Raw genomic sequence first — 25,254 nt, forward strand, 5'->3', positions numbered from 1 at the left:
GCTAGTGCCTGAAAATCCGCACGCAAAGGTTAAATGCCGTGTCCCAGGACAGTGACGAGGAAAAAACAGAATCCCCCACGGCGCACCGACTAGAAAAGGCGCGCGAAGAGGGGCAGATCCCGCGATCCCGTGAGCTGACCTCGATGCTGATGCTGCTGACCGGTCTGGGCATTCTGTGGGCCGGCGGCGAGTGGATGGGGCGCAAGCTGGGCGCGCTGGTGGCCGACGGGCTGATGTTTAACCACTCGGTGGTTAGCGATACCAGCCAGATGCTGCACCAGATCGCTAACCTGATTAGCCAGGCGGTGGTGGCGATCCTGCCGATGATGATCGGGCTGGTGCTGGTGGCCATTGCGGCACCGATGCTGCTGGGCGGAGTGAATATCAGCAGTAAGGCGATCAAGTTTGACCTCGGCAAGATGAACCCGCTGAAAGGGCTGAAGAAGATGGTCTCCGCCCAGACCGCCGCCGAACTGCTGAAGGCGGTGCTGAAGGCGGTACTGGTCGGTTGCGTCGCCGGCTTTTTCATCTGGCGTCACTGGTCTGAAATGCTGCACCTGATCAGCGAGTCGCCGGTCACCGCGCTGGCCGGATCGCTGAATATGATTGCGCTGTGCTGCGTGCTGGTGGTGCTTGGGCTGACGCCGATGGTCGGTTTCGACGTCATTTTCCAGCTGTGGACCCACATCAAAAATTTACGCATGTCGCGGCAGGATATCCGCGATGAGCATAAGCAGAACGAAGGTGACCCGCACGTCAAAGGGCGTATCCGCCAGCAGATGCGTGCGGCGGCGCGGCGGCGCATGATGGCCGACGTGCCGAAGGCCGACGTGATCGTCACCAACCCGACCCACTACTCGGTGGCGTTACAGTACGACGAGAAAAAGATGAGCTCACCCAAAGTGGTGGCCAAAGGGGCCGGAGAAGTGGCGCTGCGCATTCGTGAACTCGGTGCCGAGCACCGGGTGCCGATCCTGGAAGCGCCGCCGCTGGCGCGCGCCCTGTTCCGACACAGTGAGATAGGCCAGCATATTCCCGGCACCCTGTATGCCGCGGTGGCGGAAGTGCTTGCCTGGGTATGGCAGCTGCGGCGCTGGAAGATGGAAGGCGGCCTGATCCCGAAAAAACCTGATAATTTGCCGGTGCCGGAAGGGCTGGACTTTGCTGGAGAACAGAAATCTGATGTCTAACCTGGCCGCCCGACTGCGCTTGCCTGACAACCTTAAAGACACCCAGTGGAAGGTGCTGGCCGGTCCGATACTGATCCTGCTGATCCTGTCGATGATGGTGCTGCCGCTGCCGCCGTTCGTTCTCGACCTGCTGTTCACCTTCAATATCGCCCTGTCGATTATGGTACTGCTGGTGGCGATGTTTACCCAGCGCACGCTGGAGTTTGCCGCCTTCCCGACTATTCTGCTGTTCTCCACCCTGTTACGCCTGGCGCTGAACGTTGCCTCCACCCGTGTGATCCTGATGGACGGGCACACCGGGGCGGATGCGGCAGGAAGGGTGGTCGAGGCCTTCGGCCACTTCCTCGTCGGCGGTAACTTCGCCATCGGTATCGTGGTGTTTGTGATCCTGGTGATTATCAACTTTATGGTTATCACCAAGGGTGCCGGGCGAATTGCCGAGGTCGGCGCGCGCTTCGTGCTCGACGGCATGCCGGGCAAACAGATGGCGATTGACGCCGACCTTAACGCCGGGCTGATCGGCGAAGAGGAGGCGAAAAAGCGCCGCAGCGACGTGACCCAGGAAGCGGACTTCTACGGCTCGATGGACGGTGCCAGTAAGTTTGTCCGCGGCGACGCCATCGCCGGTATTCTGATTATGGTGATCAACGTCTTCGGCGGTCTGCTGGTCGGCGTGGTGCAGCACGGGATGGATATGGGCCACGCGGCCGAAACCTACACCCTGCTGACCATCGGTGACGGCCTGGTGGCGCAGATCCCGGCGCTGGTGATCTCCACCGCGGCGGGTGTGATTGTCACCCGCGTTGGCACCGACCAGGACGTGGGTGAACAGATGGTCACCCAGCTGTTTAACAACCCGCGGGTGATGCTGCTGAGCGCCGGCGTGCTGGGCCTGCTGGGCCTGGTGCCGGGCATGCCAAACCTGGTGTTCCTGCTGTTTACCGGTGCCCTGCTGGGCCTGGCCTGGTGGATGCGCGGCAGGCAGATGAAGCCGCAGGCGGCCGTCGCTATGCCGGTTCAGCGGCCGCAGGAAAACGCAGCCAATACGGAGGCCACCTGGAACGACGTGCAGCTGGAAGACTCGCTGGGGATGGAGGTCGGCTACCGGCTGATCCCGATGGTCGACAGCCAGCAGGACGGCGAGCTGCTCGGTCGTATCCGCAGCATTCGTAAGAAATTCGCCCAGGAGATGGGCTTCCTGCCGCCGGTGGTGCATATCCGCGACAATATGGATCTGCCGCCGGCGCGCTACCGCATCCTGATGAAGGGCGTGGAGATCGGCAGCGGCGACGCCTATCCGGGGCGCTGGATGGCGATCAACCCGGGCACCGCTGCGGGCAGCCTGCCGGGTGAAGTGACCGTCGATCCGGCCTTTGGCCTGGCGGCGATCTGGATCGACAGCGCGCTGAAAGAGCAGGCGCAGATCCAGGGCTTTACCGTGGTTGAGGCCAGTACCGTGGTGGCCACCCATATGAACCACCTGATCGGCCAGTACGCCAGCGAGCTGTTCGGCCGCCAGGAAGCGCAGCAGCTGCTGGACCGCGTCAGCCAGGAGATGCCGAAGCTGACCGAAGATCTGATCCCTGGCGTGGTGCCGCTGACCACGCTGCACAAGGTGCTGCAGAACCTGCTGGCCGAACGGGTACCGATCCGCGATATGCGCACCATTATTGAAACGCTGGCCGAACACGCCAGCGTGCAGACCGACCCGCAGGAGCTGACCGCCGTGGTGCGCGTGGCGCTGGGCCGCGCCATTACCCAGCTGTGGTTCCCTGGCAACGGCGAGGTGCAGGTGATTGGACTCGACACCGCGCTGGAACGCCTGCTGCTGCAGGCGCTGCAGGGCGGCGGCGGCCTGGAGCCGGGCCTCGCCGACCGCCTGCTGGCGCAGGCGCAGAACGCGCTGCAGCACCAGGAGCAGCTGGGCGCGCCGCCGGTGCTGCTGGTTAACCACCCGCTGCGCGCGCTGCTGGCCCGCTTCCTGCGCCGCTCGATGCCGCAGCTGATGGTAATCTCCAATATGGAGCTGACCGACAACCGGCAGATCCGTATGACGTCTACGATCGGTGGCAACTGATGCGCGGCTGGCTGTGGATCGGCGTGCTGTTGCTGGTGCCGGGGCTCTGCCAGGCGGTGGCCAGCAGCTGGTCCGCCAGCGATATCGGCCCCGGCATCGGCAACCGCGGCGTGCAGGCGTCATCGCGCCCGCTGTCCCCGCGCCAGCCGGTGCAGGGCGCGATGAACCAGATCGCCTGGCGCTATCAGCTGGCATCCCCGGCCCCGGCCGGCCTGCAGGTAAAGCTCTGCTCTTCCAGCCGCTGCACGCCGCTGGAGGGCGGCAGCGGCGTCACCAGCGGCCTGACCAACGTCGCCGCCGGCGAAACCCTGCGCTTTGTCTACCTCGTCGAGGGCAAAGGGCGGCTGTTCCCGCCGCTGCGGGTGGTGAGTAATGGGGTGATGGTGAATTACCAGTAGCGGGCGATTAATCCACTATAATGCGTCCACTCATTCAACAGGTGGCAGAGCCTCTCGCTGAACCAAAGCGCCTACGCACGGATCAGCACTGAGACAGTACCTTGCGTGCGGCTTCTGCCAGAAAATGGCTACGGCTGGTGTAGCGCGGATCTTCGCTCACGGTCCTGTCGATTTTTTCAATCAGCAGATTGGGCATGCTGATGTTGATCCTTTCTGAACGACCAAAAAAGCGGGTGATATCGATACTGATATACACCCACACGCCCTCCACGGCCCTGCCATCAACGATGGGATATGACGCGGTACGCCATGTTAAGGCAGGCTCGGGAATACCCATCGCTTTCTCAGCTAACAGCTCAAAGTGAGCGTTGAGCGCTGAAGTTGCATCAGCGATGGTCTCTTCCGGCGTATCTCCGGCGAAGTAACAGCCGGGAACATCAGGAAAGAACCCACTCGCCGTGCCATCGGTATCAATTTCCACGAAAGCTGGATACAACATAATGACCTCTCATACCGGAAGACCGAATCACTCTTCCGTCAGTTTCAACTTTGCATCCCTGAGGATCTGATGAAGCGTGCCTTTCTTCATATCCTTACGCGGGTGCGGAACGGTGATAATGATTGCAAAGTCCTGATGGCTGAAGTGATGGTGGCTGCCTTTGACTCTTTCCAGAACCCAGCCATGTTGCTGCAATAGTTTGATCAGTTCTGAGCTTTTCAACGCACCTCCATTTCGTTGAATGAGGCACGTGTTATTACACACCGTACACACTAGTTGTAGCGCATCTGGTGCTTAATTTCCATTGGTCTCAATTTGGCGAGAGGTGTCAGGCGGATCGGTCAGGCTTAAATCTGCAGGCAGAAGGTAGGTAACGGCGTTTAAATAGTGAAGGGGCCAGGCATTGCGCCCGGCCCCTGTCGTGCATTACATCCGTTCTACCGTCTGAATGCCCAGCGTATCAAGGCCTTGCTTCAGGGTCTTCGCGGTCAGCAGCGCCAGGCGCAGGCGGCTCTGCTTCGTGGCGTCGTCTTCGGCGGTCAGGATCGGGCAGTGTTCGTAGAAGCCGGAGAACAGGCCGGCCAGCTCGTAGAGGTAGGCACACATCACGTGCGGGGTGCCGTCGCGGGCCACCTGGGTGATGGTCTCTTCGAACTGCAGCAGGCGCACGGCCAGCGCGCTTTCGCGATCTTCGCTGATGTTAATTGCGCCTGAGATGCCGCTCTCGTCAATGCCCGCCTTGCGGAACACCGACAGCACGCGGGTGTAGGCGTACTGCATATACGGCGCGGTGTTGCCTTCAAACGCCAGCATATTGTCCCAGTCGAAGATGTAGTCGGTGGTGCGGCTTTTTGACAGGTCGGCATACTTCACCGCACCGATGCCCACCACGTTGGCCAGCGCGTTCAGTTCGTCGGCCGGCATCTCCGGGTTTTTACCGGCGATCAGTGTGGTGGCGCGATCCACCGCTTCGTCAAGCAGGTCAGACAGCTTGATGGTGCCGCCGGCGCGGGTTTTGAACGGTTTGCCGTCTTTGCCCAGCATCATGCCGAACATATGGTGTTCCAGTGGTACGGAATCCGGCACGTAACCCGCTTTACGCACGATAGTCCACGCCTGCATCAGGTGCTGGTGCTGGCGGGAGTCGATGTAGTAGAGCACGCGATCGGCCTTCAGCGTTTCATAACGGTACTTGGCACAGGCGATATCGGTGGTGGTGTAGAGGTAGCCGCCATCCTTTTTACGGATGATCACCCCCATCGGTTCACCTTCCTTGTTTTTGTATTCGTCAAGGAACACCACGGTGGCGCCTTCGCTCTCCACCGCAAGGCCTTTGGCCTTCAGATCGTCAACGATGCCCGGCAGCATGTCGTTATACAGGCTTTCACCCATGACGTCGTCGCGGGTCAGGGTGACGTTCATACGGTCGTAGATTTTCTGGTTCTGCGACATGGTGATGTCGACCAGCTGTTTCCACATTTTACGGCAGTGTTCGTCGCCGCCCTGCAGCTTGACCACGTAGCCGCGCGCTCGCTCGGCAAACGCCGGATCTTCGTCATAGGTGCGCTTCGCTTCGCGGTAGAAGGCTTCCAGGTCAGACAGCGCGATATCATCGTGATGCTCGTTCTGCTGTTTCTCAAGGAAGGCGATCAGCATGCCGAACTGGGTACCCCAGTCGCCGACGTGGTTGGCGCGGATCACCTTATGGCCGAGGAACTCCAGGGTACGCACCGCCGCATCGCCAATGATGGTGGAGCGCACGTGGCCGACGTGCATCTCTTTTGCCACGTTCGGGGCCGAGTAGTCGATCACGATGGTCTGCGGCGTGACCGGTGCCACGCCGAGTTTATCGGCCAGCAGCACGCTGTCCGCCTGCGCGGCCAGCCAGGCGTTGTCGAGGAAAATGTTGATGAAACCCGGCCCGGCGATCTCCACTTTGCTGGCGATGCCGCTCAGATCCAGCTGCTCCAGTACTTTTTCTGCCAGCTGTCGCGGTGGCATGCCCAGGGTTTTCGCCACGGCCATCATGCCGTTGGCCTGATAGTGACCAAACTGTGCTTTTGCCGACTGACGTACCTGAGGCTCGCAGTCTGCCGGAGCACCCACTGCGATCATCGCCTGACTGACTTTTTCTGAGAGGAGGGCCTGAATATTCACCGAGTTACCTTAATTTTGCTGAAAATGGCTCGCGCATCAACGCTGGCCGTTGTCATGACGCCGCCGGCGGCGACATTTTGTCCCGACCGGCAGCGCTTTAAAAAAGAAGGGGAAAAGTATACTGCATTTGGCCCTGAATTATCCAGGAACCTGAGTACGCGCCGCCGGGGCCTTTCAGGTAAGATAGCGCGCGGGTGACGCCGGGTCACCGCACTTCGCCGTGAACGTTGTTACCCGGGCGGCGACGGGGTTATCAGGAGTTTGTACAATGGCAGGTTTTCATCAGGTGGCCGGGCTGAGCGATCTCAGCGAAGATCTTCCGCGCTTTGAGCAGGCCTTAGCGGAACTGGCGGCGCGGCTGGGTCTCGACCTCAGCACGCTGGCGGCCGATCATATCGCGGTGCGCTGCCATCAGAACGCCACGGCGGAGCGCTGGAAAGCGGGGCTGCTGCAGTGCGGGGCGCTGTTTTCCGAGAAACAGATCGCCGGGCGGCCGATTGCGCTGTTTGAACTGGACGAGCCGCTGAACGTCGGCGGCTGGCAGGTAGCGGTGGTGGAGTTGCCGTGGCCGGGGCAGCGGCTCTATCGCCATGAAGGCTGGGAGCACGTGGAGATCGTGCTGGCGGGCGACCCGCAGACGCTTGGCAGCCGGGCGATGGCGCTGATGTCCGATCAGGGGCTGATGCAGCAGGGGATTTCGTTTAAAACCAGCGCGCCAAAAGGGGAGGGGGAACGCCTGCCGAACCCGACGCTGGCGGTGACCGACGGGCAGATAACGATTAAATTCCACCCCTGGAGCCTGCAGGAGATCGTCGCCAGCGAACGGGCGTCATCAGCGCCGTGACGCTACCGCCACGCTGAGACGCCGCAACGCCTCTTCCAGCAGCAGGCGGTGGCAGCCAAAGTTAATGCGCACAAAGCGATCGTCGCCGAAGTCGACCCCCGCTGAGAAGCCCAGCCCGTGCCGCTCAAAGAACAGCGCCGGGCTGGCGACGCCCAGCGCGCTGGCATCGATCCAGCCGAGATAGCTCGCCTCGGGGGAGACCATGCTTAATCCCGGCAGCGTATTCACGTGCTGCGTCAGCCGGTCGCGGTTGGCGCGCAGATAGTCCAGCTGCGCGTCCAGCCACGGCTGGCCGTCGCGCCAGGCGGCGGTTGCCGCAACATAGGCCAGAACATCCACGTCCGGGACCATACCTTTGCGCTGACGAATAAAGCGCTTGCGCAGCTCCGGGTTGGGGATCACCGCCAGCGACGCGCCCAGCCCGGCGATGTTGAACGCCTTCGACGGGGCCAGCAGGGTGACGGAACGCTGTGCGGCGTCCTCACTCAGGCTGGCAAAGGGAATATGCTGCGTGCCCGGCTCCAGCAGCAGGTCGCCGTGGATCTCATCCGAGCAGACCACCATATCGTGGCGCCGGGCAAAGCGCAGCTGGGCCTCAAGCTCGCTGCGCCGGTAGACGGTGCCGCCGGGATTCTGCGGGTTACACAGCAGCAGCAGCTTCTGCGAGCCGTCCATCTGCGGCTCCAGCGCGTCGAAGTCGACCACCCAGCGCTGCTGACGCAGGGTCAGCGGCGCACTGAGATGCGAACGCCCGGCCTGGCTGGCGGCGGTGCGAAACGGGGGATAGATCGGCGTGGGGGCCACGGTGCCCTGATGCGCTTCGGTAAAGGCCCGCACGCTGATATGCAGACCGCAGACCACGCCGGGCAAAAAGACCAGCCACTCCGGCTGAATGCGCCAGCCGAAACGGTCTGCCATGCGGGCGACGGTGACCCTGGCCAGCTCGTCAGACGGCACGCCGTAACCGAACACGCCCTCGGCGACGCGCGCCTGCAGCGCCTCGGTAATACAGTCGGCGGAGCGGAAATCCGTGTCGGCGATCCACAACGGAAGGATATCGCGATCACCATATTTGCGCCATTTGAGGCTATCGCTGTGACGGCGGTCTATCCGTTGGTCAAAATCGAAGTCCATAAGAGTGATTCCCGTTAAGATAAATGCCAGTTCTTTAAGGTCAGACTAATCATCAGGCGGCAAATACACAACTGGCCAACGGGAATTAACGGGGGGATGGGATGCTGAAACTTGAAGTATGTTGCTATGGCGTCGACTGCGCGCTGACGGCGGAAAGTGCCGGTGCCGACCGCATTGAGCTCTGCGCGTCACCGGCGGAAGGCGGGCTGACGCCCTCGGCCGGTGCGCTGCACCTTGCCCGCCAGCGGGTGCGCGTTCCGGTACATCCGATCGTGCGGCCACGCGGCGGGGATTTCTGCTATAGCGCCATCGAATTTGAGCAGATCAAATCCGATATCGCGCTGCTGCGCGAGCTGCAGTTTCCCGGGCTGGTGGTCGGTATTCTCGACGCCGACGGCCATATCGATCTGCCGCGGATGCAGCAGCTGATGGCGCTGTGCGACGGTATGGCGGTGACCTTTCACCGCGCCTTCGATCTCTGCCACAGCCCGCTGACCGCCCTCGAGCAACTGACCGATCTCGGCGTGGCGCGGATACTGACCTCCGGTCAGCAGCAGAGCGCGGAGAGTGGTTTACCGTTATTGCGGGAACTTAATCACCTCACCCGTGGTCCAAAGATTATGGCGGGTGCGGGAGTGCGTCTTAGCAACCTGCAGAAGTTTATTGATGCCGGATTAACCGAACTCCACAGCTCGGCCAGCCAGCGGGTACCGTCGCAGATGCGCTACCGCAAGGCCGGGGTGTCAATGTGTTCTGAGACCGAAAATGATGAGTTCAGCCGCACCGCCGTCGATGGCGATGTCGTCGACGCCATGAAGAGCGCCATGCTATTCAGCTCGCCGGTGAGAGTGGCCTGAATCCTGACCGATTTTGCCGCGCACCACGCCGAATCCTGACGTGATGTTTGCAAGTACCAGACCCCAGCATGCTTTGTTGGGGTTTTTTTTGTCTGAAAAAGCAAACGTGTATCACTATGAAGCACAAAAACTTTTACACTAAGAATACGGGTTGAGCGACGAGTGATGAGAGCGGCAATGGCAAAGTGGATTAGCGGCAGTCTGTGTTTGGCGGGGGTGCTGCTGGCCGGGCAGGCGATGGCGGCACCCTGCACTGGCGTTAACGCGCAGGTTAATGAAAATAACAACATCATCCTGCTTGGTGGCACGTCAAAGGGGCCGATTAAGCAGGTGGTGATCGGTGAGTTTGGCAAGGATGTCAACGTGCAGAAGCGGCTGTTGGCGCAGTTTGACCGCTGCGGCGTGCTGAGCGTGGCCGATATGACTTACGACAAGCAGGACGGCCGCACGCTGCTGAAGCTGGTGCAGAAAATTGTGCGGGTCAGCGACGGCTGGCAGATGAGCTATAATATTTCGTTATCGGTGCTCAAGGATGGCCGGCCGGTGGAGGTGAGCCGCAAGCAGGGTGAGGCCAGCTATCTGACCGGGCGCAGCGGCGGCATCACCAGCGCCAGCGACGCCTTTATTCTGCAGGGGGAGAAAGGCTTCACCACCAGCGTGTACGCCTTTGACCGCCAGCGACGGCTGGTGAGCGGCTGGTCGCGCGGGTCGGATGCGCTGAGCAACGATGAGACCCACTACAGCTGGTCTGATACGCATCAGCTGACCGGCATTCAGTCGGGGCAAACCACCACGACGCTGCGTTACGACGCGCAGGGGCGTGAGCTGCAGATGAGCCAGCGGCGTACCGATCCGTTCAGCCAGGAAACCACGGTTGATACCTGCCAGCTGTGGGACGATCGCGGCAACTGCACGCTGAGCTACTCCCATCAGATGGAGCTACGCAACAGCGGCATATGGAGCCGCAACCTGGCCGCCGCGTACCGGTTTGAATACTGGGATCGGCCGGAAGAGCCGAAGGAGGAGTAACGCCGGGGCACTGCTGCCCCGGTCAGGATCGGCCTGCGCCGGCCGACCCGGTTTAGGGTTTAGTCGCTACCAGCACCGCGCGCAGCGGCGCCGGGTAGCCTTCCACGGTTTTGCTGCTGTCCGCAGGATCGAGGAACTCGGCCAGCGATTCGCTGGTCATCCAGTCGGTGCGGCGCTGCTCTTCGGTGCTGGTGACCGAGTAATCCACGATGCGCACGTCAACAAAGCCGCACTTCTCCAGCCAGTTCTTCAGCGCGCCGGTCGACGGGATAAAGTACACGTTACGCATCTGCGCATAACGCTCGCCCGGCACCAGCACCTGCTGGTCATCACCCTCGATCACCAGCGTCTCCAGCACCAGCTCGCCGCCGCTGACCAGCTGATTTTTCAGCTGCATCAGGTGGTCCAGCGGCGAACGGCGGTGGTAGAGCACCCCCATGGAAAACACCGTATCAAAGGCCTTCAGCTCCGGTAGCTGCTCAATGCCCAGCGGCAGCAGGTGGGCGCGCTGGTCGTTGCCCAGCAGCTTACGCACCGCTTCAAACTGGCAGAGGAACAGCTGCATCGGGTCAATGCCGACCACCAGCTGCGCGCCGGCGCCGATCATCCGCCACATGTGATAGCCGCTGCCGCAGCCGACGTCCAGCACCGTGCGCCCGGCCAGCGAGGAGATATGCGGAGCCACGCGATCCCACTTCCAGTCGGAACGCCACTCGGTATCAATGTTGACGCCATACAGCGAGTAGGGGCCTTTCCGCCACGGCATCAGGTTACGCAGCAGCTTCTCGATGCCGCCGCGCTGACGCTCGCTGAGCTGGCTGTTATCAACGCTGACGCTGTGCAGCAGATCCAGCGTTTCCGGGGTCAGCAGCGGCAGGTGCTCCACCGAGCGCTCCCAGTTTTTAAAATGGCCGTGCAACGCCTCGCGCTGCCAGCCGGCGATCTGCGCCGGCAGGGTCTCCAGCCAGGGAGCCAGCGGGCCTTTGGCGATCAGCTGATAAAAGTTACCGAAGTCCATCAGACGCTACCTGCCTTGAGTGCCACCAGTGAGCCAAAGTTAAAGCACTGGAACCACAGTTCAGCGTGCTGAAAGCCGGCCGTTTTCAGGCGTTGTTTATGGGTTTCCACGCTGTCGGTCAGCATCACGTTCTCTAACATGCTGCGCTTCTGGCTGATCTCCAGCTCGCTGTAGCCGTTGGCCCGTTTGAAGTCGTGGTGCATATTGAACAGCAGCTCGCCGACGTCGGCGTCTTCAAAGCTAAATTTTTCTGACAGCACCAGCGCGCCGCCCGGGCGCAGGCCCTGGTAAATGGTGTTCAGCAGCTGCTGGCGCTCTTCCGGCTCAAGAAACTGCAGGGTGAAGTTCAGCACCACCAGCGAGGCGTTTTCCACCGGGATCTGGCGGATGTCGGCTTCGATCACCTCGACCGGCGTGTCGGCGCGAAAGGCGTCAATGTGGCGGCGGCAGCGCTCGACCATTGCCGGGCTGTTATCGACGGCAATGATTTTACAGCCGCTGGCGGTGATGTTGCGGCGCACCGACAGCGTGGCGGCACCCAGCGAGCAGCCGAGATCGTAGACCTGAGAGTCGTTTTGTACAAAGCGTTCGGCCAGCATGCCAATCATCGAAATAATGTTGGAGTAGCCGGGCACGGAACGCTGAATCATATCGGGGAAGACTTCAGCAACGCGCTCGTCAAACGTCCAGTCGCCGAGTTTGGCAATCGGCGCAGAGAACAGCGTATCGCGGTTAGACATAGTGGTAAGTCCGGGGAAGCTAACGGAAAAGGCATATTCTGGCAGAAAGCGGCGCGGGCTGCACCTTTTCTGCCTCAGCGGACTTAATGCAGGGTCAGCACCAGATCCCAGGGCAGGTAGATCAGATTGACTACGATCATGCCCGCCAGCGACAGCAGCGTCAGCAGCATGCCGTTGCGCCGCCACAGTAGCGTGCGGCTGCGCAGGCCAAGCGCGTGCAGCATGCGGCCGAAGAAGAAGAACATACCGGCCAGATGAATCATCCAGATATCGGCGCCGTTCATCTCCATCACGATCAGCAGCAGCACCGCCAGCGGGATATACTCGACGGCGTTGCCGTGGACGCGGATCGCCAGCTGCAGGTCGGACACGCCACCGTCGCCGATCGAGACGCGGTACTGACGGCGCAGGCGGACCACATCCAGTGACAATTTAATAATGAACAGTGCGCCGAACACCGCATAGAGAGCGCTGACCATCCCTGACTCCGAATTATAAGTATTATCTTAGGCACCATCATAGCGGGCAAACGCGATACTGTCGCCAGGCAGACTGCTCGTCGGATCAGAACAGCGAGTCCTGGCGCGGCCAGTCGGGGGCGTCGCCCACCCCGGGCATCACCCGCTGCAGATCGGGCCACAGGGCGCTGACCAGCTCGGGGGCAAAGGCGATATCCGGGGTATGAATGAACAGCCACGGCTGGCTGGTCTCAGCCCACTGCGGCAGGCGATGGAGCCACGCCTGAAACCACTGCAGGTTGGCCTGCATATCATCGCCGCCGATAAATCGCACCATCGGCGCGCCGGCGGTCACCACCGCGTGCACCGGCAGGCGCGGTTTTTTACGCTGCGCCTCGATGATTTCCGGCGTGGTGGGGCGGGCGGCATGCACGCCGCGGGTGTCGAGGATCACCCGGTTGACTCCGCGCTGGTGCAGCCCGCGGTTGAGCGCCAGCTCCGCCTCGCCTTTGGCAAAGAATTCCGCGTGACGTACTTCAACGCCGTACTGAAAACGGTCGGGCAGCGCGTCGAGAAACTGCCACAGGATCGGCAGGTCGGCGGGCGCAAAGCGGGCGGGCAGCTGCAGCCAGTACTGGCCGATACGATCGGCCAGCGGCTCCAGCAGCGTAAAAAATTCGGCGGTCAGGTCACCGCACTGGCGCAGCGCGGCGTGGTGGGTGATGGTGGCCGGGAACTTAAAGCAGAAGCGGAAGTGGTCGCCGGTCATTGCCCGCCAGCGCTGCACCACCTCCGGCCGCGGCAGGGCGTACAGCGTGGTGTTGCCCTCCACGCAGTTGAAGTAGCGGGCATAGTCTTCCAGCGTGACCATGCCCAGTTTTTTCCACTGCGGGTGCTGCCACTGCGGCAGGCCAAGATATAACGACGTCATCACAGCGCCGCGATAATCTCTGCGCTGCTGCGCACGCGGCCGATGCGCGGGAAGATCCAGTTAACGCTGCTGTTGTGCTGCTCGGTGGTGAAGGCGCTGCAGATATCCTCCGCGATTACCAGGTTAAAGCCCTGCTCCCAGGCGTTACGCGCGGTCGACTCTACGCCAATATTGGTCGAAATGCCGCCCAGTACGATGGTGTCAATACCGCGACGGCGCAGCTGCAGCTCCAGGTCGGTGCCGTAGAACGCGCCCCACTGGCGTTTGGTCACTTCGATATCGCCCTCCTGCGCGCCCAGCGCCGCAGGATAGCGCCACCAGTTCTCCGGCAGAGCACCGGCGTGCGCGCTATCAACCGGTTGCTTCAGCGCTTCGGCATAGTCGGCCGACCAGCCAACGCGCACCAGTACCACCGGCGCACCCACTTCGCGGAACTTAGCGGCCAGCACGGCGGCACGGTCAACCACGTCGCTGGCGCTGTGCGGGCCGCCGGCAAACGGCAGAATACCTTCCTGCAGGTCGATTAATACCAGCGCGGTCGATTGAGCGGAAAGTTGAAGCATGGGTTTCTCCAGAAAACAGGGGCAAAGAGGGTGATATTACAGGAAATCAGGTGACGGGAATGACGCTGATTATGTGGAGGAATTCAGGTGATTTGTTAGCGGGTGTTTCGCTTAAACCGAAAGAAGAGGGGCCGATGGCCCCTGTTAATACCTGCTCTGAGTCAGGGTTTACACCTGTTATAACCGGATAATACCTCGCCAGGCTCACCCAGATTGCCATTGCGGCGTAGTTCTTCGGCCAGCTCAATCCTGGACTGCTGGTACTGGCGTAACAGGGCGTTCTCTTGCCAGGAACGGGGTTTCACCCGGCGTCCCGGCGCGCCATCGCGATTCGATAACATATAATCCAACCTCCTTTTGAATGTCGCTACGGTAGAGGGAGCCTACGGCCGTTGCATGTTTTTTCAACAGACAATTATAGTATCGAGCCAGTGCCGGTCGTGTGGCAGCCCAAAACACGATTTTAGCGCCTGTCCCCAACCCGGCAACGGAGCCAGCTGAAATCTTCACCACTTAACTGTTCCTGAAGCCGTTTCGCGGTTTTTCTGCTGCCTGCTGCAACGGACTCACTTATCCTGTGCGCCGTTTTCCATTATAATGGCAGCCATTTTTCGCGGCAGCAGCCCCCAGCGGGCCGGGTAGTTTGCCACTCTGTCGCGCCCGCAGCGGCGAAGTTAAAAGGATATCGTTATGCGTACTGAGTATTGTGGACAGCTTAATCTGTCTCATGTAGGGCAGCAGGTTACACTCTGTGGCTGGGTCAACCGCCGCCGCGACCTCGGCAGCCTGATCTTCATCGATCTGCGTGACCGTGAGGGCATCGTGCAGGTGTTCTTCGATCCCGATCGCCAGCAGGCGTTTACGCTGGCGTCAGAGCTGCGTAATGAGTTCTGCATCCAGTTAACCGGCACCGTGCGTGCGCGTGATGAAAAAAATAAGAACAGCGACATGGCGACCGGCGAAGTGGAAGTGTTCGCCACCGATCTGACCATCATCAACCGTTCTGAACCGCTGCCGCTGGACTCGAACCACACCAATACCGAAGAAGCGCGCCTGAAGTACCGTTATCTGGATCTGCGTCGTCCGGAGATGGCTAACCGCCTGAAAGCACGTGCGAAAATCACCAGTTTCGTCCGCCGCTATATGGACGATCACGGCTTCCTTGATATCGAAACGCCGATGCTGACCAAAGCCACGCCGGAAGGCGCGCGTGACTATCTGGTCCCAAGCCGCGTGCACAAGGGCAAATTCTATGCGCTGCCGCAGTCGCCACAGCTGTTTAAACAGCTGCTGATGATGTCCGGATTCGATCGCTACTATCAGATTGTGAAGTGCTTCCGCGATGAAGATCTGCGCGCCGACCGTCAGCCTGAGTTCACCCAGATCGACGTGGAAACCTCGTTCCTGACCGCGCCTCAGGTGCGTGAACTGATGGAACGGCTGGCACGTGAGCTGTGGCTGGAGATGAAATCTGTCGATCTCGGTGAGTTCCCGCAGATGACCTTCGCTGACGCGATGCGCCGTTTCGGTTCAGATAAGCCGGACCTGCGTAACCCGATGGAGCTGGTGGACGTCGCCGACCTGCTGAAAGAGGTGGAGTTTAAGGTGTTCTCCGGCCCGGCCAACGATCCGAAGGGTCGCGTTGCCGCACTTAAGGTGCCGGGCGGCGCGCAGCTGAGCCGCAAGCAGATTGACGAGTACGGCAAGTTTATTGAAATCTACGGCGCGCGTGGCCTGGCCTGGATCAAGGTTAACGAGCGTGCTAATGGCCTGGAGGGGATCACCAGCCCGGTCGCCAAGTTCCTCAGCGCGGAGATCGTCGAAGCGATCCTGGCGCGTACCGGCGCTGCCGACGGCGATATGATCTTCTTTGGCGCAGACAGCGCGAAAGTGGTCACCGATGCGCTGGGCGCGCTGCGTCTGAAGCTGGGCCGCGATCTGGGCATTACCGACGAAGCCGCCTGGGCCCCGCTGTGGGTGGTCGACTTCCCGATGTTCGAAGAGGATGGCGAGGGTGGCCTGAGCGCGATGCACCACCCGTTCACCGCACCAAAGGACATGTCACCGGAAGAGCTGAAAGCCGCACCGGAAACCGCGGTAGCCAACGCCTACGATATGGTGATCAACGGTTATGAAGTGGGCGGCGGTTCCGTGCGTATCCACCATGGCCAGATGCAGTCGACCGTGTTTGACATCCTCGGCATTACCGAGCAGGAGCAGCGCGAGAAGTTTGGCTTCCTGCTGGACGCGCTGAAGTACGGCACGCCGCCGCACGCCGGCCTGGCCTTTGGCCTGGATCGTCTGGTGATGCTGCTGACCGGCACCGATAACATCCGTGACGTGATCGCCTTCCCGAAAACCACCGCGGCCGCCTGCCTGATGACCGAAGCGCCAAGCTTTGCCAATCCGGCGTCGCTGACCGAGCTGGGTATTGAGGTGGTGAAGAGAGAGAAGCCTGCTGCGCCAGAGCAGTCAGAGAACGACTAATGGGCTATAAGCATCCGGTTTCGGTGCTGGTGGTGGTCTATGCCCTGGAGAGCCGACGGGTGCTGATGTTGCAGCGGCGCGACGATCCGCAGTTCTGGCAGTCGGTTACCGGCAGCCAGGAGCCAGGCGAGAGCCTGGCAGCGACCGCCCGGCGGGAAGTGCTGGAAGAGCTGGGGATTGACGTTGACGCCTGCGGGCTGACGCTGACCGACTGCCGGCGGCAGATCGAGTTCGAGATCTTCGCACACTTCCGCCACCGCTACGCGCCGGGGACCACCCATAACCGGGAACACTGGTTTACCCTGGCGCTGCCGGCAGAGTGTGACGTGGCCCTGAGCGAGCATCTGGCCCTGCAGTGGCTGGATGCGCCGGCCGCTGCCGCGCTCACCAAGTCCTGGAGTAACCGCCAGGCGATAGAAGAATTTGTGGTCTGATTATTATTTGAACAGAGCTAAACGTTCAGGCGTTATCAGCGCAGCGAGGTTGCCTACCGCCAGCGTGCAGGAAGCGCAGCGTACTGAAGTACGCGACCCTTCCGGGCACCGCGCGGGGCAACACCGCCAGCAGAATAGCCTGTCCGCTGCCAATCTGGAGAAAAAGAGAACATGGCTGGACATAGTAAGTGGGCGAATACCAAGCACCGCAAGGCGGCGCAGGACGCAAAACGCGGTAAAATTTTTACCAAAATCATCCGTGAACTGGTTACCGCGGCCAAAATTGGCGGCGGCGATCCCGGGTCTAACCCGCGTCTGCGCGCGGCGATCGATAAGGCGCTGGCCAACAACATGACCCGCGACACCCTGAACCGTGCCATCGCGCGCGGCGTCGGTGGGGATGATGACAGCAATATGGAAACCATCATCTATGAAGGCTACGGCCCGGGCGGCACCGCCGTGATGGTTGAATGCCTGAGCGACAACCGTAACCGCACCGTGTCTGAAGTGCGTCACGCCTTTACCAAGACCGGCGGCAACCTCGGTACCGACGGTTCGGTGGCTTACCTGTTCACCAAGAAAGGCGTAATCTCCTACGCGCCGGGTCTGGATGAAGACACGGTGATGGACGCGGCGCTGGAAGCCGGTGCCGATGACGTGACCACCTATGACGACGGCGCGATTGACGTGTTCACCGCCTGGGAGTCACTGGGTCAGGTCAAGGATGCGCTGGATGCCGCAGGCCTGCAGGCCGAAGGGGCGGAAGTGACCATGATCCCGTCCACCAAAGCGGATATGGATGCGGAAACGGCACCGAAACTGCTGCGCCTGATCGATATGCTGGAAGACTGTGACGACGTGCAGGAAGTGTACCATAACGGTGAAATTTCCGACGAGGTGGCGGCGACGCTGTAATGGCGTTTCGGCTCTCACTGCGCGTGCTAACCGGGGGCGCATAATGGCGATTATTCTGGGTATTGACCCCGGTTCGCGCGTCACCGGTTACGGCGTCATCCGTCAGGTAGGCCGGCAGCTGATTTATCTCGGTAGCGGCTGTATTCGTACCAAAGTTGACGATCTGCCGTCCAGGCTCAAGCTGATCTATGCCGGGGTGTGTGAAATTATCACCCAGTTTCAGCCGGATCAGTTTGCTATCGAACAGGTGTTTATGGCGAAAAACGCCGACTCGGCGCTGAAGCTGGGCCAGGCGCGTGGCGTGGCGATCGTCGCGGCGGTCAACCACGACCTGCCGGTGTTCGAATACGCCGCGCGTCAGGTTAAGCAGACCGTGGTCGGCACCGGTGCGGCTGAAAAGAGCCAGGTGCAGCATATGGTCCGCTCGCTGCTGAAGCTGCCGGCCAACCCGCAGGCGGATGCGGCGGATGCGCTGGCGATCGCCATCACCCACTGCCACCTGAGCCAGAACGTGGCCCGGCTGGGAGAGGGCAACCTGAGCCTGGCGCGCGGGCGTCTGCGTTCCTGAGGGCTGGGTATCCATCCAGCCTTTTTTATGCTATACCCTTCTTCATTCTCTTTGCAGGGGCGCGTTCCGCGACCTTCTGCCCACAGATTTAACTCTTAAGGAAGCGCGCGTGATTGGTCGTCTCAGAGGCATTATCCTGGAAAAACAGCCGCCGGCGGTAGTGATTGAAGCCAGCGGGGTCGGTTATGAGGTGCAGATGCCGATGACCTGTTTTTATGAACTGCCTGACCTCAACCATGAAGCGGTGATTTTTACCCATTTTGTGGTCCGTGAAGATGCCCAGCTGCTGTTTGGTTTTAACAGCAAGCAGGAGCGTGCGCTGTTCCGCGAGCTGATTAAGGTGAACGGCGTCGGGCCGAAGCTGGCGCTGGCGATCCTCTCCGGCATGTCGGCGCAGCAGTTTGTCACCGCCGTCGAGCGGGAAGAGATCGCCGTGCTGGTGAAACTGCCGGGCGTCGGTAAAAAGACCGCCGAACGGCTGGTGGTCGAGATGAAGGACCGCTTTAAAGGCATGCACGGCGACCTGTTTGCCGCCGACGCGCCGTTTGCACTGACCAGCGAAATGCCGCCGGAAAACAGCAACGATGCGGAAAGCGAAGCGGTGGCCGCGCTGGTAGCGCTGGGTTATCGCCCGCCGGAGGCCAGCCGCATGGTCAGTAAAGTCGGTAAACCAGACGCCGACTGTGAAACGTTAATCCGTGAAGCGCTGCGCGCGGCGATTTGAGGTAGAGCATGATTGAAGCCGACCGCCTGGTCTCCGCCGCGGTAATCACCGAAGAAGAGACCATTGACCGCGCCATTCGCCCGAAGATGCTGGCAGAGTATGTCGGCCAGCCGGTGGTGCGCGAACAGATGGAGATCTTTATCCAGGCCGCAAAACTGCGCGGTGACGCCCTCGACCATCTGCTGATTTTCGGGCCGCCGGGCCTCGGTAAAACCACGCTGGCCAACATCGTTGCTAACGAGATGGGCGTTAACCTGCGCACCACTTCCGGCCCGGTGCTGGAGAAAGCGGGCGACCTGGCGGCGATGCTCACCAACCTTGAACCGCACGACGTGCTGTTTATCGATGAGATCCACCGCCTGTCGCCGGTGGTGGAAGAGGTGCTTTACCCGGCGATGGAAGACTATCAGCTGGATATCCTGATCGGCGAAGGGCCGGCGGCGCGCTCGATTAAACTCGATCTGCCGCCGTTCACGCTGATCGGTGCCACCACCCGCGCCGGCTCGCTCACCTCGCCTTTGCGTGACCGTTTCGGCATCGTTCAGCGCCTGGAGTTCTACCGGGTGGAGGATCTGCAGCATATCGTCGGGCGCAGCGCCGCCTGCCTCGGGCTGCCGCTGACCGCTGAAGGCGCGCTGGAGATCGCCCGCCGCGCGCGGGGAACCCCGCGTATCGCCAACCGCCTGCTGCGCCGGGTGCGCGACTTCGCCGAGGTGCGTGCCGCCGGGGAGATGAGCGGGGAGGTCACCTCCCGCGCGCTGGATATGCTGAGCGTCGATACCGAAGGCTTCGACTATATGGATCGCAAGCTGCTGCTGGCGATTATCGACAAGTTTATGGGCGGGCCGGTGGGGCTGGATAACCTGGCCGCCGCCATCGGCGAAGAGCGGGAAACCATCGAAGACGTGCTGGAACCCTTCCTGATCCAGCAGGGTTTTATCCAGCGCACGCCGCGCGGGCGTATCGCCACGCAGCACGCCTACAAACACTTCGGCATCACCCGCCCTGAGTCAACCTGACCGCATGACGTGGCTTTAGCAGCCTGCGCACCGCGTAAAAAAAACGCCTGACCATCGATGTCAGGCGTTTTTTTATTGGCTTAACGGGTCTTACCCGGTTCAGCCCGATCGGTGACGTGTCCGCCGGTACAGGTCGTTTACACCGCCGGCTTCTTCACCATGCTCAGCATAAACAGCGCCGCCGCGCTCAGCACCACGGAAGGGCCGGCCGGGGTATCGTAGAAGGCGGAGAAGGTCAGGCCGGCGGTTACCGCCAGGATGCCGACCACCACCGCCAGCCCCGCCATCTGCTCCGGGGAGCGTGAGAAGCGGCGGGCGGTGGCGGCCGGGATAATCAGCAGCGAGGTGATGATCAGCGCACCGACAAACTTCATGGCCACGCCGATGGTCAGCGCGGTAATCAGCATCAGGATCATTTTGGTGCGCTGGATATTGACGCCGTCGACCTGCGCCAGCTCCGGGCTGATGGTCAGCGACAGCAGGGCACGCCACTGCCACGCCAGCAGGCCGAGCACCACCACCACGCCGGACGCGATGGTCATCAGGTCAGTCGGGCTGACGGCCAGCAGGTCGCCAAACAGGTAGGCCATCAGGTCCACCCGCACGTTGGACATCAGGCTGACCACCACCATGCCAAGGGAGAGCGCGCTGTGCGCCATAATCCCCAGCAGCGTATCAATCGCCAGATGCGGACGGCGTTCCAGCCACACCAGTACCAGCGACAGCAGCAGCGTCACCGCAATCACCGCATAGAACGGGCTGACGTTGAGCAGCAGGCCAAACGCCACGCCGAGCAGCGAGGCGTGCGCCAGCGTATCGCCGAAATAGGACATGCGGCGCCAGACCACAAACGAGCCCAGCGGACCGGCGGCCAGCGCCAGCAACATCCCCGCCAGCCAGCCGGGTAACAACAGTTCAATCATGACGGCCAAATCCTTTGCGCAAAACGATCCGCCCCTGCAGGTCGTGACGGTGGTTGTGGTGATGGCGGTAGATCGCCAGTTGCTCAGCGCCTCGCTGGCCAAACATTGAGATAAATTCCGGATGACGTGAAACCGCTTCCGGCGTGCCGGAGCAGCAGATGTGCTGGTTAAGGCACAGCACCTCATCGGTTTTGGCCATCACCAGGTGCAGATCGTGGGAAACCATCAGCACGCCGCAGTTGAGCTCGTGGCGCAGGCAGTCGATCAGATCGTACAGCGCCACCTGCCCGTTGACGTCCACCCCCTGCGTGGGTTCATCCAGCACCAGCAGCTGAGGCTGGTTGAGCAGGGCACGCGCCAGCAGCACGCGCTGCATTTCGCCGCCGGAGAGTTTCTGCAGCGGATAGTGAAGCAGCTGGGCGGCGTGCACGCGCTTCAGCGCCGGCAGGATATCGCTGCTTTTGACCCCGGGACGCAGGCGCATAAAGCGCTCAACGGTCAGCGGCAGGGTGACGTCGAGGTGCAGCTTTTGCGGCACGTAGCCGATGCGCAGCTGTTCGGCTCGGGTCACGCTGCCGGAGGTAGCGGCGACCAGGCCGAGCACCACCCGCACCAGCGTTGACTTACCGGCACCGTTCGGGCCAAGCAGGGTCAGAATACGGCCGGGCTGCAGATCCAGCGACACGCCGGACAGGACGTTACGCTGGCCAAACGAGACCGAAATGTTTTTAAGGGCAATCAGAGATGACATGTCGATTACAGGTTGCGAAAACTTTAGGATGTTATAATATCACAATCCATCTGCACTTCACGATGGAAAGTATCATTATGTTACATAAAAATAAGCGTCTCACTTCTCTGCTTGCTGGCCTCGGTCTGGCCGCCGCGATCGCCCCTGCAGCCCATGCCGCCGTAGTCGCTTCGGTGAAGCCGGTCGGCTTTATCGCTGCCGCCATTGCCGACGGGGTCACCCCGGTTGAGGTTCTGCTGCCGGACGGCGCCTCGGAGCACGATTACGCGTTGCGTCCATCTGACGTAAAACGCTTGCAGGGCGCGGATTTAGTGGTGTGGGTTGGGCCAGAGATGGAAGCCTTTATGACCAAATCTGCCGCCGCATTACCGGCGCAAAAAAACCTCGAAATGGTGCAGATCGACGGCGTAAAAGCGCTGCTGCTGAAGGGCGGTGAAGACGAGGAAGAGGAGCATGAAGGCCATGCTCACGGCGCCGGTGAGGATGAGCACCACCACCATCATGGCGAGTACAACATGCATCTGTGGTTGTCACCGGAGATAGCTAAGAAAACTGCGGTTGCAATCCATGCAAAATTATTGGAACTTATGCCGCAAAGCAAGGCCAAACTTGACGCGAACCTGCAGCACTTTGAGGCAGCGTTGTCGTCAGCCGATGCGAAAATCGGTAATCAGCTGGCACCGGTCAGAGGTAAAGGGTACTTCGTTTTTCACGACGCTTACACGTACTTTGAAAAACACTACGGTTTGACCCCGCTGGGGCATTTTACCGTCAACCCTGAGATCCAACCGGGCGCGCAGCGTTTACATCAAATACGAACAGAGCTGGTTGAGCAGAAGGCCGCATGCGTCTTTGCTGAACCACAATTCAGGCCGGCCGTGATCGAGGCGGTAGCCAGAGGGACCAGCGTGCGTTCAGGTACGCTTGATCCCCTCGGCACCAATATCATGCCAGGTAAAGACAGCTATGTGACATTCCTCTCGCAGTTGTCCAGCCAGTATTCGAGCTGCCTGAAAGGAGAATAGAGGAAACTTTAGTGCAGCAGATATCCCGCGCTGTCGCCTTAGCGTTCAATAACTTACCACGACCTCACCGCATTCTGCTGGGGTCGCTGACTGTCGTTACTCTGGCCGTCACCGTGTGGCGGCCTTACGTCTATCATCCGGGCCACGAAAGCCAGATCGTCAAAACTATCGAGCTGGATAAAAACGAGCTGCGTACGCTGCTGCCCGAGGCCAGCGAACCCCTCGATCAGGACACCCCTGAGCCCGAAGATGATGCCCCGAAAGATGAAATCGACGAAGACGTGCCGAACGAAGCCGGAACGCATGACTACGTCATTTCTACCGGTGATACGTTAAGCAGCGTACTGAACCAGTATGGCATTGATATGTCAGAAATCGGCCAGCTGGCGAAAGCCGACAAAGAGTTGCGTAACCTGAAGATCGGCCAACAGCTGTCATGGACGCTGACCGATGACGGCCAGCTGCAGCGCCTGACGTGGGAAGTCTCCCGCCGTGAAACCCGTACCTACGACCGCAGCGGTGACGGTTTCCGTCGCTCGTCGGAAATGCAAAAAGGTGAGTGGCAGAACAACGTACTGAGCGGCGTGGTTAACGGCAGCTTTGTCACCAGTGCTAAACAGGCCGGGTTAACCAGCGGTGAAATCAGCGCGGTTATCAAGTCGCTGCAGTGGCAGATGGACTTCCGCAAGCTGCGCAAAGGCGACCGGTTCTCGGTGCTGATGTCGCGTGAAGTGCTGGACGGCAAAAACGAGCAGAGCCAGCTGTTAGGCGTGCGCATGCAGAGCGGTGGCCAGGACTATTATGCCATCCGTGCGGAAGACGGTAAGTTCTACGACCGCAGCGGCTCCGGCCTGGCGCGTGGCTTTATGCGTTTCCCGACGGTGAAACAGTACCGCGTCTCCTCCAACTTTAATCCGCGTCGTCTCAACCCGGTCACCGGGCGTATTGCTCCGCATAAAGGGGTGGATTTTGCCCTGCCGGTTGGTACGCCGGTGCTGGCGGTCGGCGACGGTGAGGTGATCGTGGCGAAGCGCAGCGGTGCCGCAGGTAACTACGTGGCGGTTCGCCACGGCCGCCAGTATACGACGCGTTACATGCATCTGAAAAAGCTGCTGGTGAAACCGGGCGAGAAGGTTAAGCGCGGCGATCGTATTGCGCTGTCGGGTAACACCGGGCGTTCTACCGGGCCGCATCTGCACTTTGAAATCTGGATCAACAATCAGGCGGTTAACCCGCTGACGGCCAAGCTGCCGCGGATGGAAGGTCTGACCGGTAAAGACCGCAGTGATTATCTCGCGCAGGTGCGTGAAGTGGTTCCGCAGCTGCGTCTTAAGTAGGCCGAAACGCGTCAGAAAAACCGGTGGAGTTTTCACCGGTTTTTTTATTGGCGGGCAGCCCTGCTTCTCTGCTATTTTCCCTTCAGCAATCCGACATGCTGAAAGATAAGGGGAATTGATTGCATTATTGCCCGTCAGCACTATCATTAGCCCCTTATTGTTTGAGGCCGGTGCATGGAAAAGAGTAAAAAAAGTCCTACGGAGTTTATTCCCGTCTTTCAGAAATCCTTTTTAGCTCCCCGCCACTGGGGTAGCTGGCTGGCGATTGGCGCCTGCGCCGGTATTGCGCTGGTGCCGCCGCGGCTGCGCGATCCGCTGCTGGGTGGCCTGGGGCGTTTTGCCGGCAAAATTGCCCGCAGCGCCCGCCGCCGTGCGCAGATCAACCTGCTGTACTGCCTGCCTGAGCGCTCCGAAGCCGAGCGGGAAGCGATTATCGACCAGATGTTTGCCACCGCGCCGCAGTCGATGGTGATGATGGCCGAACTGGCGCTGCGCCCGAAAAAAGCGCTGACGCGCATTCGCTGGCACGGCCGCCAGCAGATTGATCAGATGCGTGATGAAGGTCAGAACGTGATCTTCCTCGTGCCGCACGGCTGGGCGGTGGATATCCCGGCGATGGCGCTGGCCTGTGAAGGGCAGAAGATGGCGGCGATGTTCCACAATCAGCGCAATCCGGTGATGGATTACATCTGGAACGCGGTGCGCCGTCGCTTTGGTGGCCGCCTGCACGCGCGCAACGACGGTATCAAACCCTTCATCAGCTCGGTGCGTCAGGGATACTGGGGCTACTACCTGCCCGATCAGGATCACGGTGCCGAGCACAGCGAATTTGTCGATTTCTTTGCCACCTATAAGGCGACCCTGCCGGCGGTAGGGCGGCTGATGAAGGTGTGCCGCGCGCGGGTGGTGCCGCTGTTCCCGGTCTATGACGTGAAGACGCATAGCCTCGACATCTTTCTGCGTGAGCCGATGGACGACCTGCTGGAAGCCGACGACGTTACGCTGGCGCGGCGGATGAATGAAGAGGTGGAACACCTGGTTCGCCCGAACCCGGAACAGTACACCTGGATCCTCAAGCTGCTAAAAACCCGTAAACCTGGCGAGGTCGAGCCCTACGACCGCGACGAACTCTATCCAAAAAAATAGAGCCGCTGTGGAGCGGCTCTTCATGCCCGT

The 25,254-nt window shown here is 60.8% G+C and carries 26 protein-coding genes; 15 read left to right on the plus strand and 11 right to left on the minus strand.

From position 1 onward, the window contains the following. Positions 1-38 precede the first annotated feature (38 nt). From flhB to ASF13_RS21930, 3 genes are read left to right on the plus strand one after another with little or no spacing between them, the layout of a single operon-like run. Positions 39-1,190: a flagellar biosynthesis protein FlhB gene (gene flhB / locus ASF13_RS21920; RefSeq protein WP_056241832.1), complete on the plus strand. Its 1,152-nt coding sequence runs from the start codon at positions 39-41 to the stop codon at positions 1,188-1,190. Next, complete coding sequence (flhA, locus tag ASF13_RS21925; RefSeq protein WP_056241834.1) at positions 1,183-3,267, plus strand: flagellar biosynthesis protein FlhA; 2,085 nt, start codon at positions 1,183-1,185, stop codon at positions 3,265-3,267. Before flhB ends, flhA begins: the two co-directional genes overlap by 8 nt. Continuing rightward, the gene (locus ASF13_RS21930; RefSeq protein WP_056241837.1) at positions 3,267-3,665 is read left to right on the plus strand and encodes a flagellar protein FlhE; all 399 of its coding nucleotides are present in this window, start codon (positions 3,267-3,269) and stop codon (positions 3,663-3,665) included. Before flhA ends, ASF13_RS21930 begins: the two co-directional genes overlap by 1 nt. Before the next feature lie 82 nt (positions 3,666-3,747). Here the strand turns inward: ASF13_RS21930 and ASF13_RS21935 are convergent, their stop codons facing one another. From ASF13_RS21935 to argS, 3 genes are all read right to left on the minus strand, one after another. After that, positions 3,748-4,164 carry a type II toxin-antitoxin system HicB family antitoxin gene (locus ASF13_RS21935; RefSeq protein ID WP_056241839.1) on the minus strand — a complete coding sequence of 139 codons (417 nt, stop codon included), beginning with the start codon at positions 4,162-4,164 and terminating at the stop codon, positions 3,748-3,750. A gap of 27 nt (positions 4,165-4,191) precedes the next feature. Next, complete coding sequence (locus ASF13_RS21940) at positions 4,192-4,386, minus strand: type II toxin-antitoxin system HicA family toxin (protein ID WP_056241841.1); 195 nt, start codon at positions 4,384-4,386, stop codon at positions 4,192-4,194. Positions 4,387-4,590: 204 nt separating this feature from the next. Continuing rightward, a complete protein-coding gene (argS, locus tag ASF13_RS21945; RefSeq protein ID WP_056241843.1) occupies positions 4,591-6,321 on the minus strand; it encodes an arginine--tRNA ligase in 1,731 nt (576 codons plus the stop codon). Positions 6,322-6,589: 268 nt separating this feature from the next. On the opposite strand from argS, the gene ASF13_RS21950 reads away from it, so the two are divergent. Further along, positions 6,590-7,165 carry a VOC family protein gene (locus ASF13_RS21950; RefSeq protein WP_056241846.1) on the plus strand — a complete coding sequence of 192 codons (576 nt, stop codon included), beginning with the start codon at positions 6,590-6,592 and terminating at the stop codon, positions 7,163-7,165. Here the strand turns inward: ASF13_RS21950 and ASF13_RS21955 are convergent. Then, positions 7,154-8,299, minus strand: a complete 1,146-nt coding sequence (locus tag ASF13_RS21955) for a MalY/PatB family protein (RefSeq protein WP_056241850.1) — start codon at positions 8,297-8,299, stop codon at positions 7,154-7,156. The two genes, ASF13_RS21950 and ASF13_RS21955, sit on opposite strands and share 12 nt — an antisense overlap. A gap of 101 nt (positions 8,300-8,400) precedes the next feature. Here ASF13_RS21955 and cutC point away from each other — a divergent pair, with 101 nt between their 5' ends. After that, positions 8,401-9,156, plus strand: coding sequence for a copper homeostasis protein CutC (gene cutC / locus ASF13_RS21960; protein ID WP_056241852.1), 756 nt, complete (start codon positions 8,401-8,403; stop codon positions 9,154-9,156). 177 nt (positions 9,157-9,333) lie between these two features. Next, positions 9,334-10,185, plus strand: coding sequence for a hypothetical protein (locus tag ASF13_RS21965; protein WP_056241855.1), 852 nt, complete (start codon positions 9,334-9,336; stop codon positions 10,183-10,185). Positions 10,186-10,237: 52 nt separating this feature from the next. On the opposite strand, the gene cmoB is transcribed toward ASF13_RS21965, so the two are convergent. The 5 genes from cmoB to ASF13_RS21990 form a co-directional block, all read right to left on the minus strand. Next, positions 10,238-11,206 carry a tRNA 5-methoxyuridine(34)/uridine 5-oxyacetic acid(34) synthase CmoB gene (cmoB, locus tag ASF13_RS21970; RefSeq protein WP_056241857.1) on the minus strand — a complete coding sequence of 323 codons (969 nt, stop codon included), beginning with the start codon at positions 11,204-11,206 and terminating at the stop codon, positions 10,238-10,240. Continuing rightward, positions 11,203-11,943 (minus strand): carboxy-S-adenosyl-L-methionine synthase CmoA, encoded by a 741-nt coding sequence (cmoA, locus tag ASF13_RS21975; protein WP_056241860.1) that lies wholly within the window; start codon positions 11,941-11,943, stop codon positions 11,203-11,205. The genes cmoB and cmoA overlap by 4 nt, the downstream gene beginning before the upstream one ends. Before the next feature lie 83 nt (positions 11,944-12,026). Then, on the minus strand, positions 12,027-12,422 hold the full coding sequence (locus ASF13_RS21980; RefSeq protein ID WP_056241863.1) for an MAPEG family protein: 396 nt from the start codon (positions 12,420-12,422) through the stop codon (positions 12,027-12,029). Between the two features lie 85 nt (positions 12,423-12,507). Beyond that, on the minus strand, positions 12,508-13,332 hold the full coding sequence (locus ASF13_RS21985) for a DUF72 domain-containing protein (RefSeq protein ID WP_056241865.1): 825 nt from the start codon (positions 13,330-13,332) through the stop codon (positions 12,508-12,510). After that, positions 13,332-13,895, minus strand: a complete 564-nt coding sequence (locus ASF13_RS21990) for a hydrolase (RefSeq protein ID WP_056241867.1) — start codon at positions 13,893-13,895, stop codon at positions 13,332-13,334. Before ASF13_RS21990 ends, ASF13_RS21985 begins: the two co-directional genes overlap by 1 nt. A 690-nt stretch (positions 13,896-14,585) precedes the next feature. Here ASF13_RS21990 and aspS point away from each other — a divergent pair. From aspS to ruvB, 6 genes are all read left to right on the plus strand, one after another. Beyond that, positions 14,586-16,382: an aspartate--tRNA ligase gene (aspS, locus tag ASF13_RS21995; RefSeq protein WP_056241870.1), complete on the plus strand. Its 1,797-nt coding sequence runs from the start codon at positions 14,586-14,588 to the stop codon at positions 16,380-16,382. After that, entirely contained in the window at positions 16,382-16,816 is a 435-nt protein-coding gene (nudB, locus tag ASF13_RS22000; protein ID WP_056241873.1) for a dihydroneopterin triphosphate diphosphatase, read from the plus strand. Before aspS ends, nudB begins: the two co-directional genes overlap by 1 nt. Positions 16,817-16,987: 171 nt before the next feature. Continuing rightward, on the plus strand, positions 16,988-17,731 hold the full coding sequence (locus ASF13_RS22005; RefSeq protein WP_056241875.1) for a YebC/PmpR family DNA-binding transcriptional regulator: 744 nt from the start codon (positions 16,988-16,990) through the stop codon (positions 17,729-17,731). A 43-nt stretch (positions 17,732-17,774) separates the two neighbouring features. Beyond that, positions 17,775-18,299: a crossover junction endodeoxyribonuclease RuvC gene (gene ruvC / locus ASF13_RS22010; protein WP_056241878.1), complete on the plus strand. Its 525-nt coding sequence runs from the start codon at positions 17,775-17,777 to the stop codon at positions 18,297-18,299. Positions 18,300-18,408: 109 nt separating this feature from the next. Continuing rightward, positions 18,409-19,023 carry a Holliday junction branch migration protein RuvA gene (ruvA, locus tag ASF13_RS22015; protein WP_056241881.1) on the plus strand — a complete coding sequence of 205 codons (615 nt, stop codon included), beginning with the start codon at positions 18,409-18,411 and terminating at the stop codon, positions 19,021-19,023. A gap of 8 nt (positions 19,024-19,031) precedes the next feature. Further along, the gene (gene ruvB, locus ASF13_RS22020; RefSeq protein ID WP_056241883.1) at positions 19,032-20,042 is read left to right on the plus strand and encodes a Holliday junction branch migration DNA helicase RuvB; all 1,011 of its coding nucleotides are present in this window, start codon (positions 19,032-19,034) and stop codon (positions 20,040-20,042) included. Between the two features lie 137 nt (positions 20,043-20,179). On the opposite strand, the gene znuB is transcribed toward ruvB, so the two are convergent. Further along, positions 20,180-20,965 carry a zinc ABC transporter permease subunit ZnuB gene (znuB, locus tag ASF13_RS22025; protein ID WP_056241885.1) on the minus strand — a complete coding sequence of 262 codons (786 nt, stop codon included), beginning with the start codon at positions 20,963-20,965 and terminating at the stop codon, positions 20,180-20,182. Further along, positions 20,958-21,716 carry a zinc ABC transporter ATP-binding protein ZnuC gene (znuC, locus tag ASF13_RS22030; RefSeq protein WP_056241888.1) on the minus strand — a complete coding sequence of 253 codons (759 nt, stop codon included), beginning with the start codon at positions 21,714-21,716 and terminating at the stop codon, positions 20,958-20,960. Before znuC ends, znuB begins: the two co-directional genes overlap by 8 nt. Positions 21,717-21,793: 77 nt before the next feature. Here znuC and znuA point away from each other — a divergent pair, with 77 nt between their 5' ends. From znuA to lpxM, 3 genes are all read left to right on the plus strand, one after another. Next, a complete protein-coding gene (znuA, locus tag ASF13_RS22035; protein WP_056241891.1) occupies positions 21,794-22,741 on the plus strand; it encodes a zinc ABC transporter substrate-binding protein ZnuA in 948 nt (315 codons plus the stop codon). Positions 22,742-22,752: 11 nt separating this feature from the next. Then, positions 22,753-24,078, plus strand: a complete 1,326-nt coding sequence (mepM, locus tag ASF13_RS22040) for a murein DD-endopeptidase MepM (RefSeq protein WP_056241898.1) — start codon at positions 22,753-22,755, stop codon at positions 24,076-24,078. A 174-nt stretch (positions 24,079-24,252) separates the two neighbouring features. Continuing rightward, the gene (gene lpxM, locus ASF13_RS22045) at positions 24,253-25,224 is read left to right on the plus strand and encodes a lauroyl-Kdo(2)-lipid IV(A) myristoyltransferase (RefSeq protein ID WP_056241900.1); all 972 of its coding nucleotides are present in this window, start codon (positions 24,253-24,255) and stop codon (positions 25,222-25,224) included. Positions 25,225-25,254 lie beyond the last annotated feature (30 nt).

This window comes from Erwinia sp. Leaf53, from assembly GCF_001422605.1.
Classification (GTDB): Bacteria; Pseudomonadota; Gammaproteobacteria; order Enterobacterales; family Enterobacteriaceae; genus Erwinia.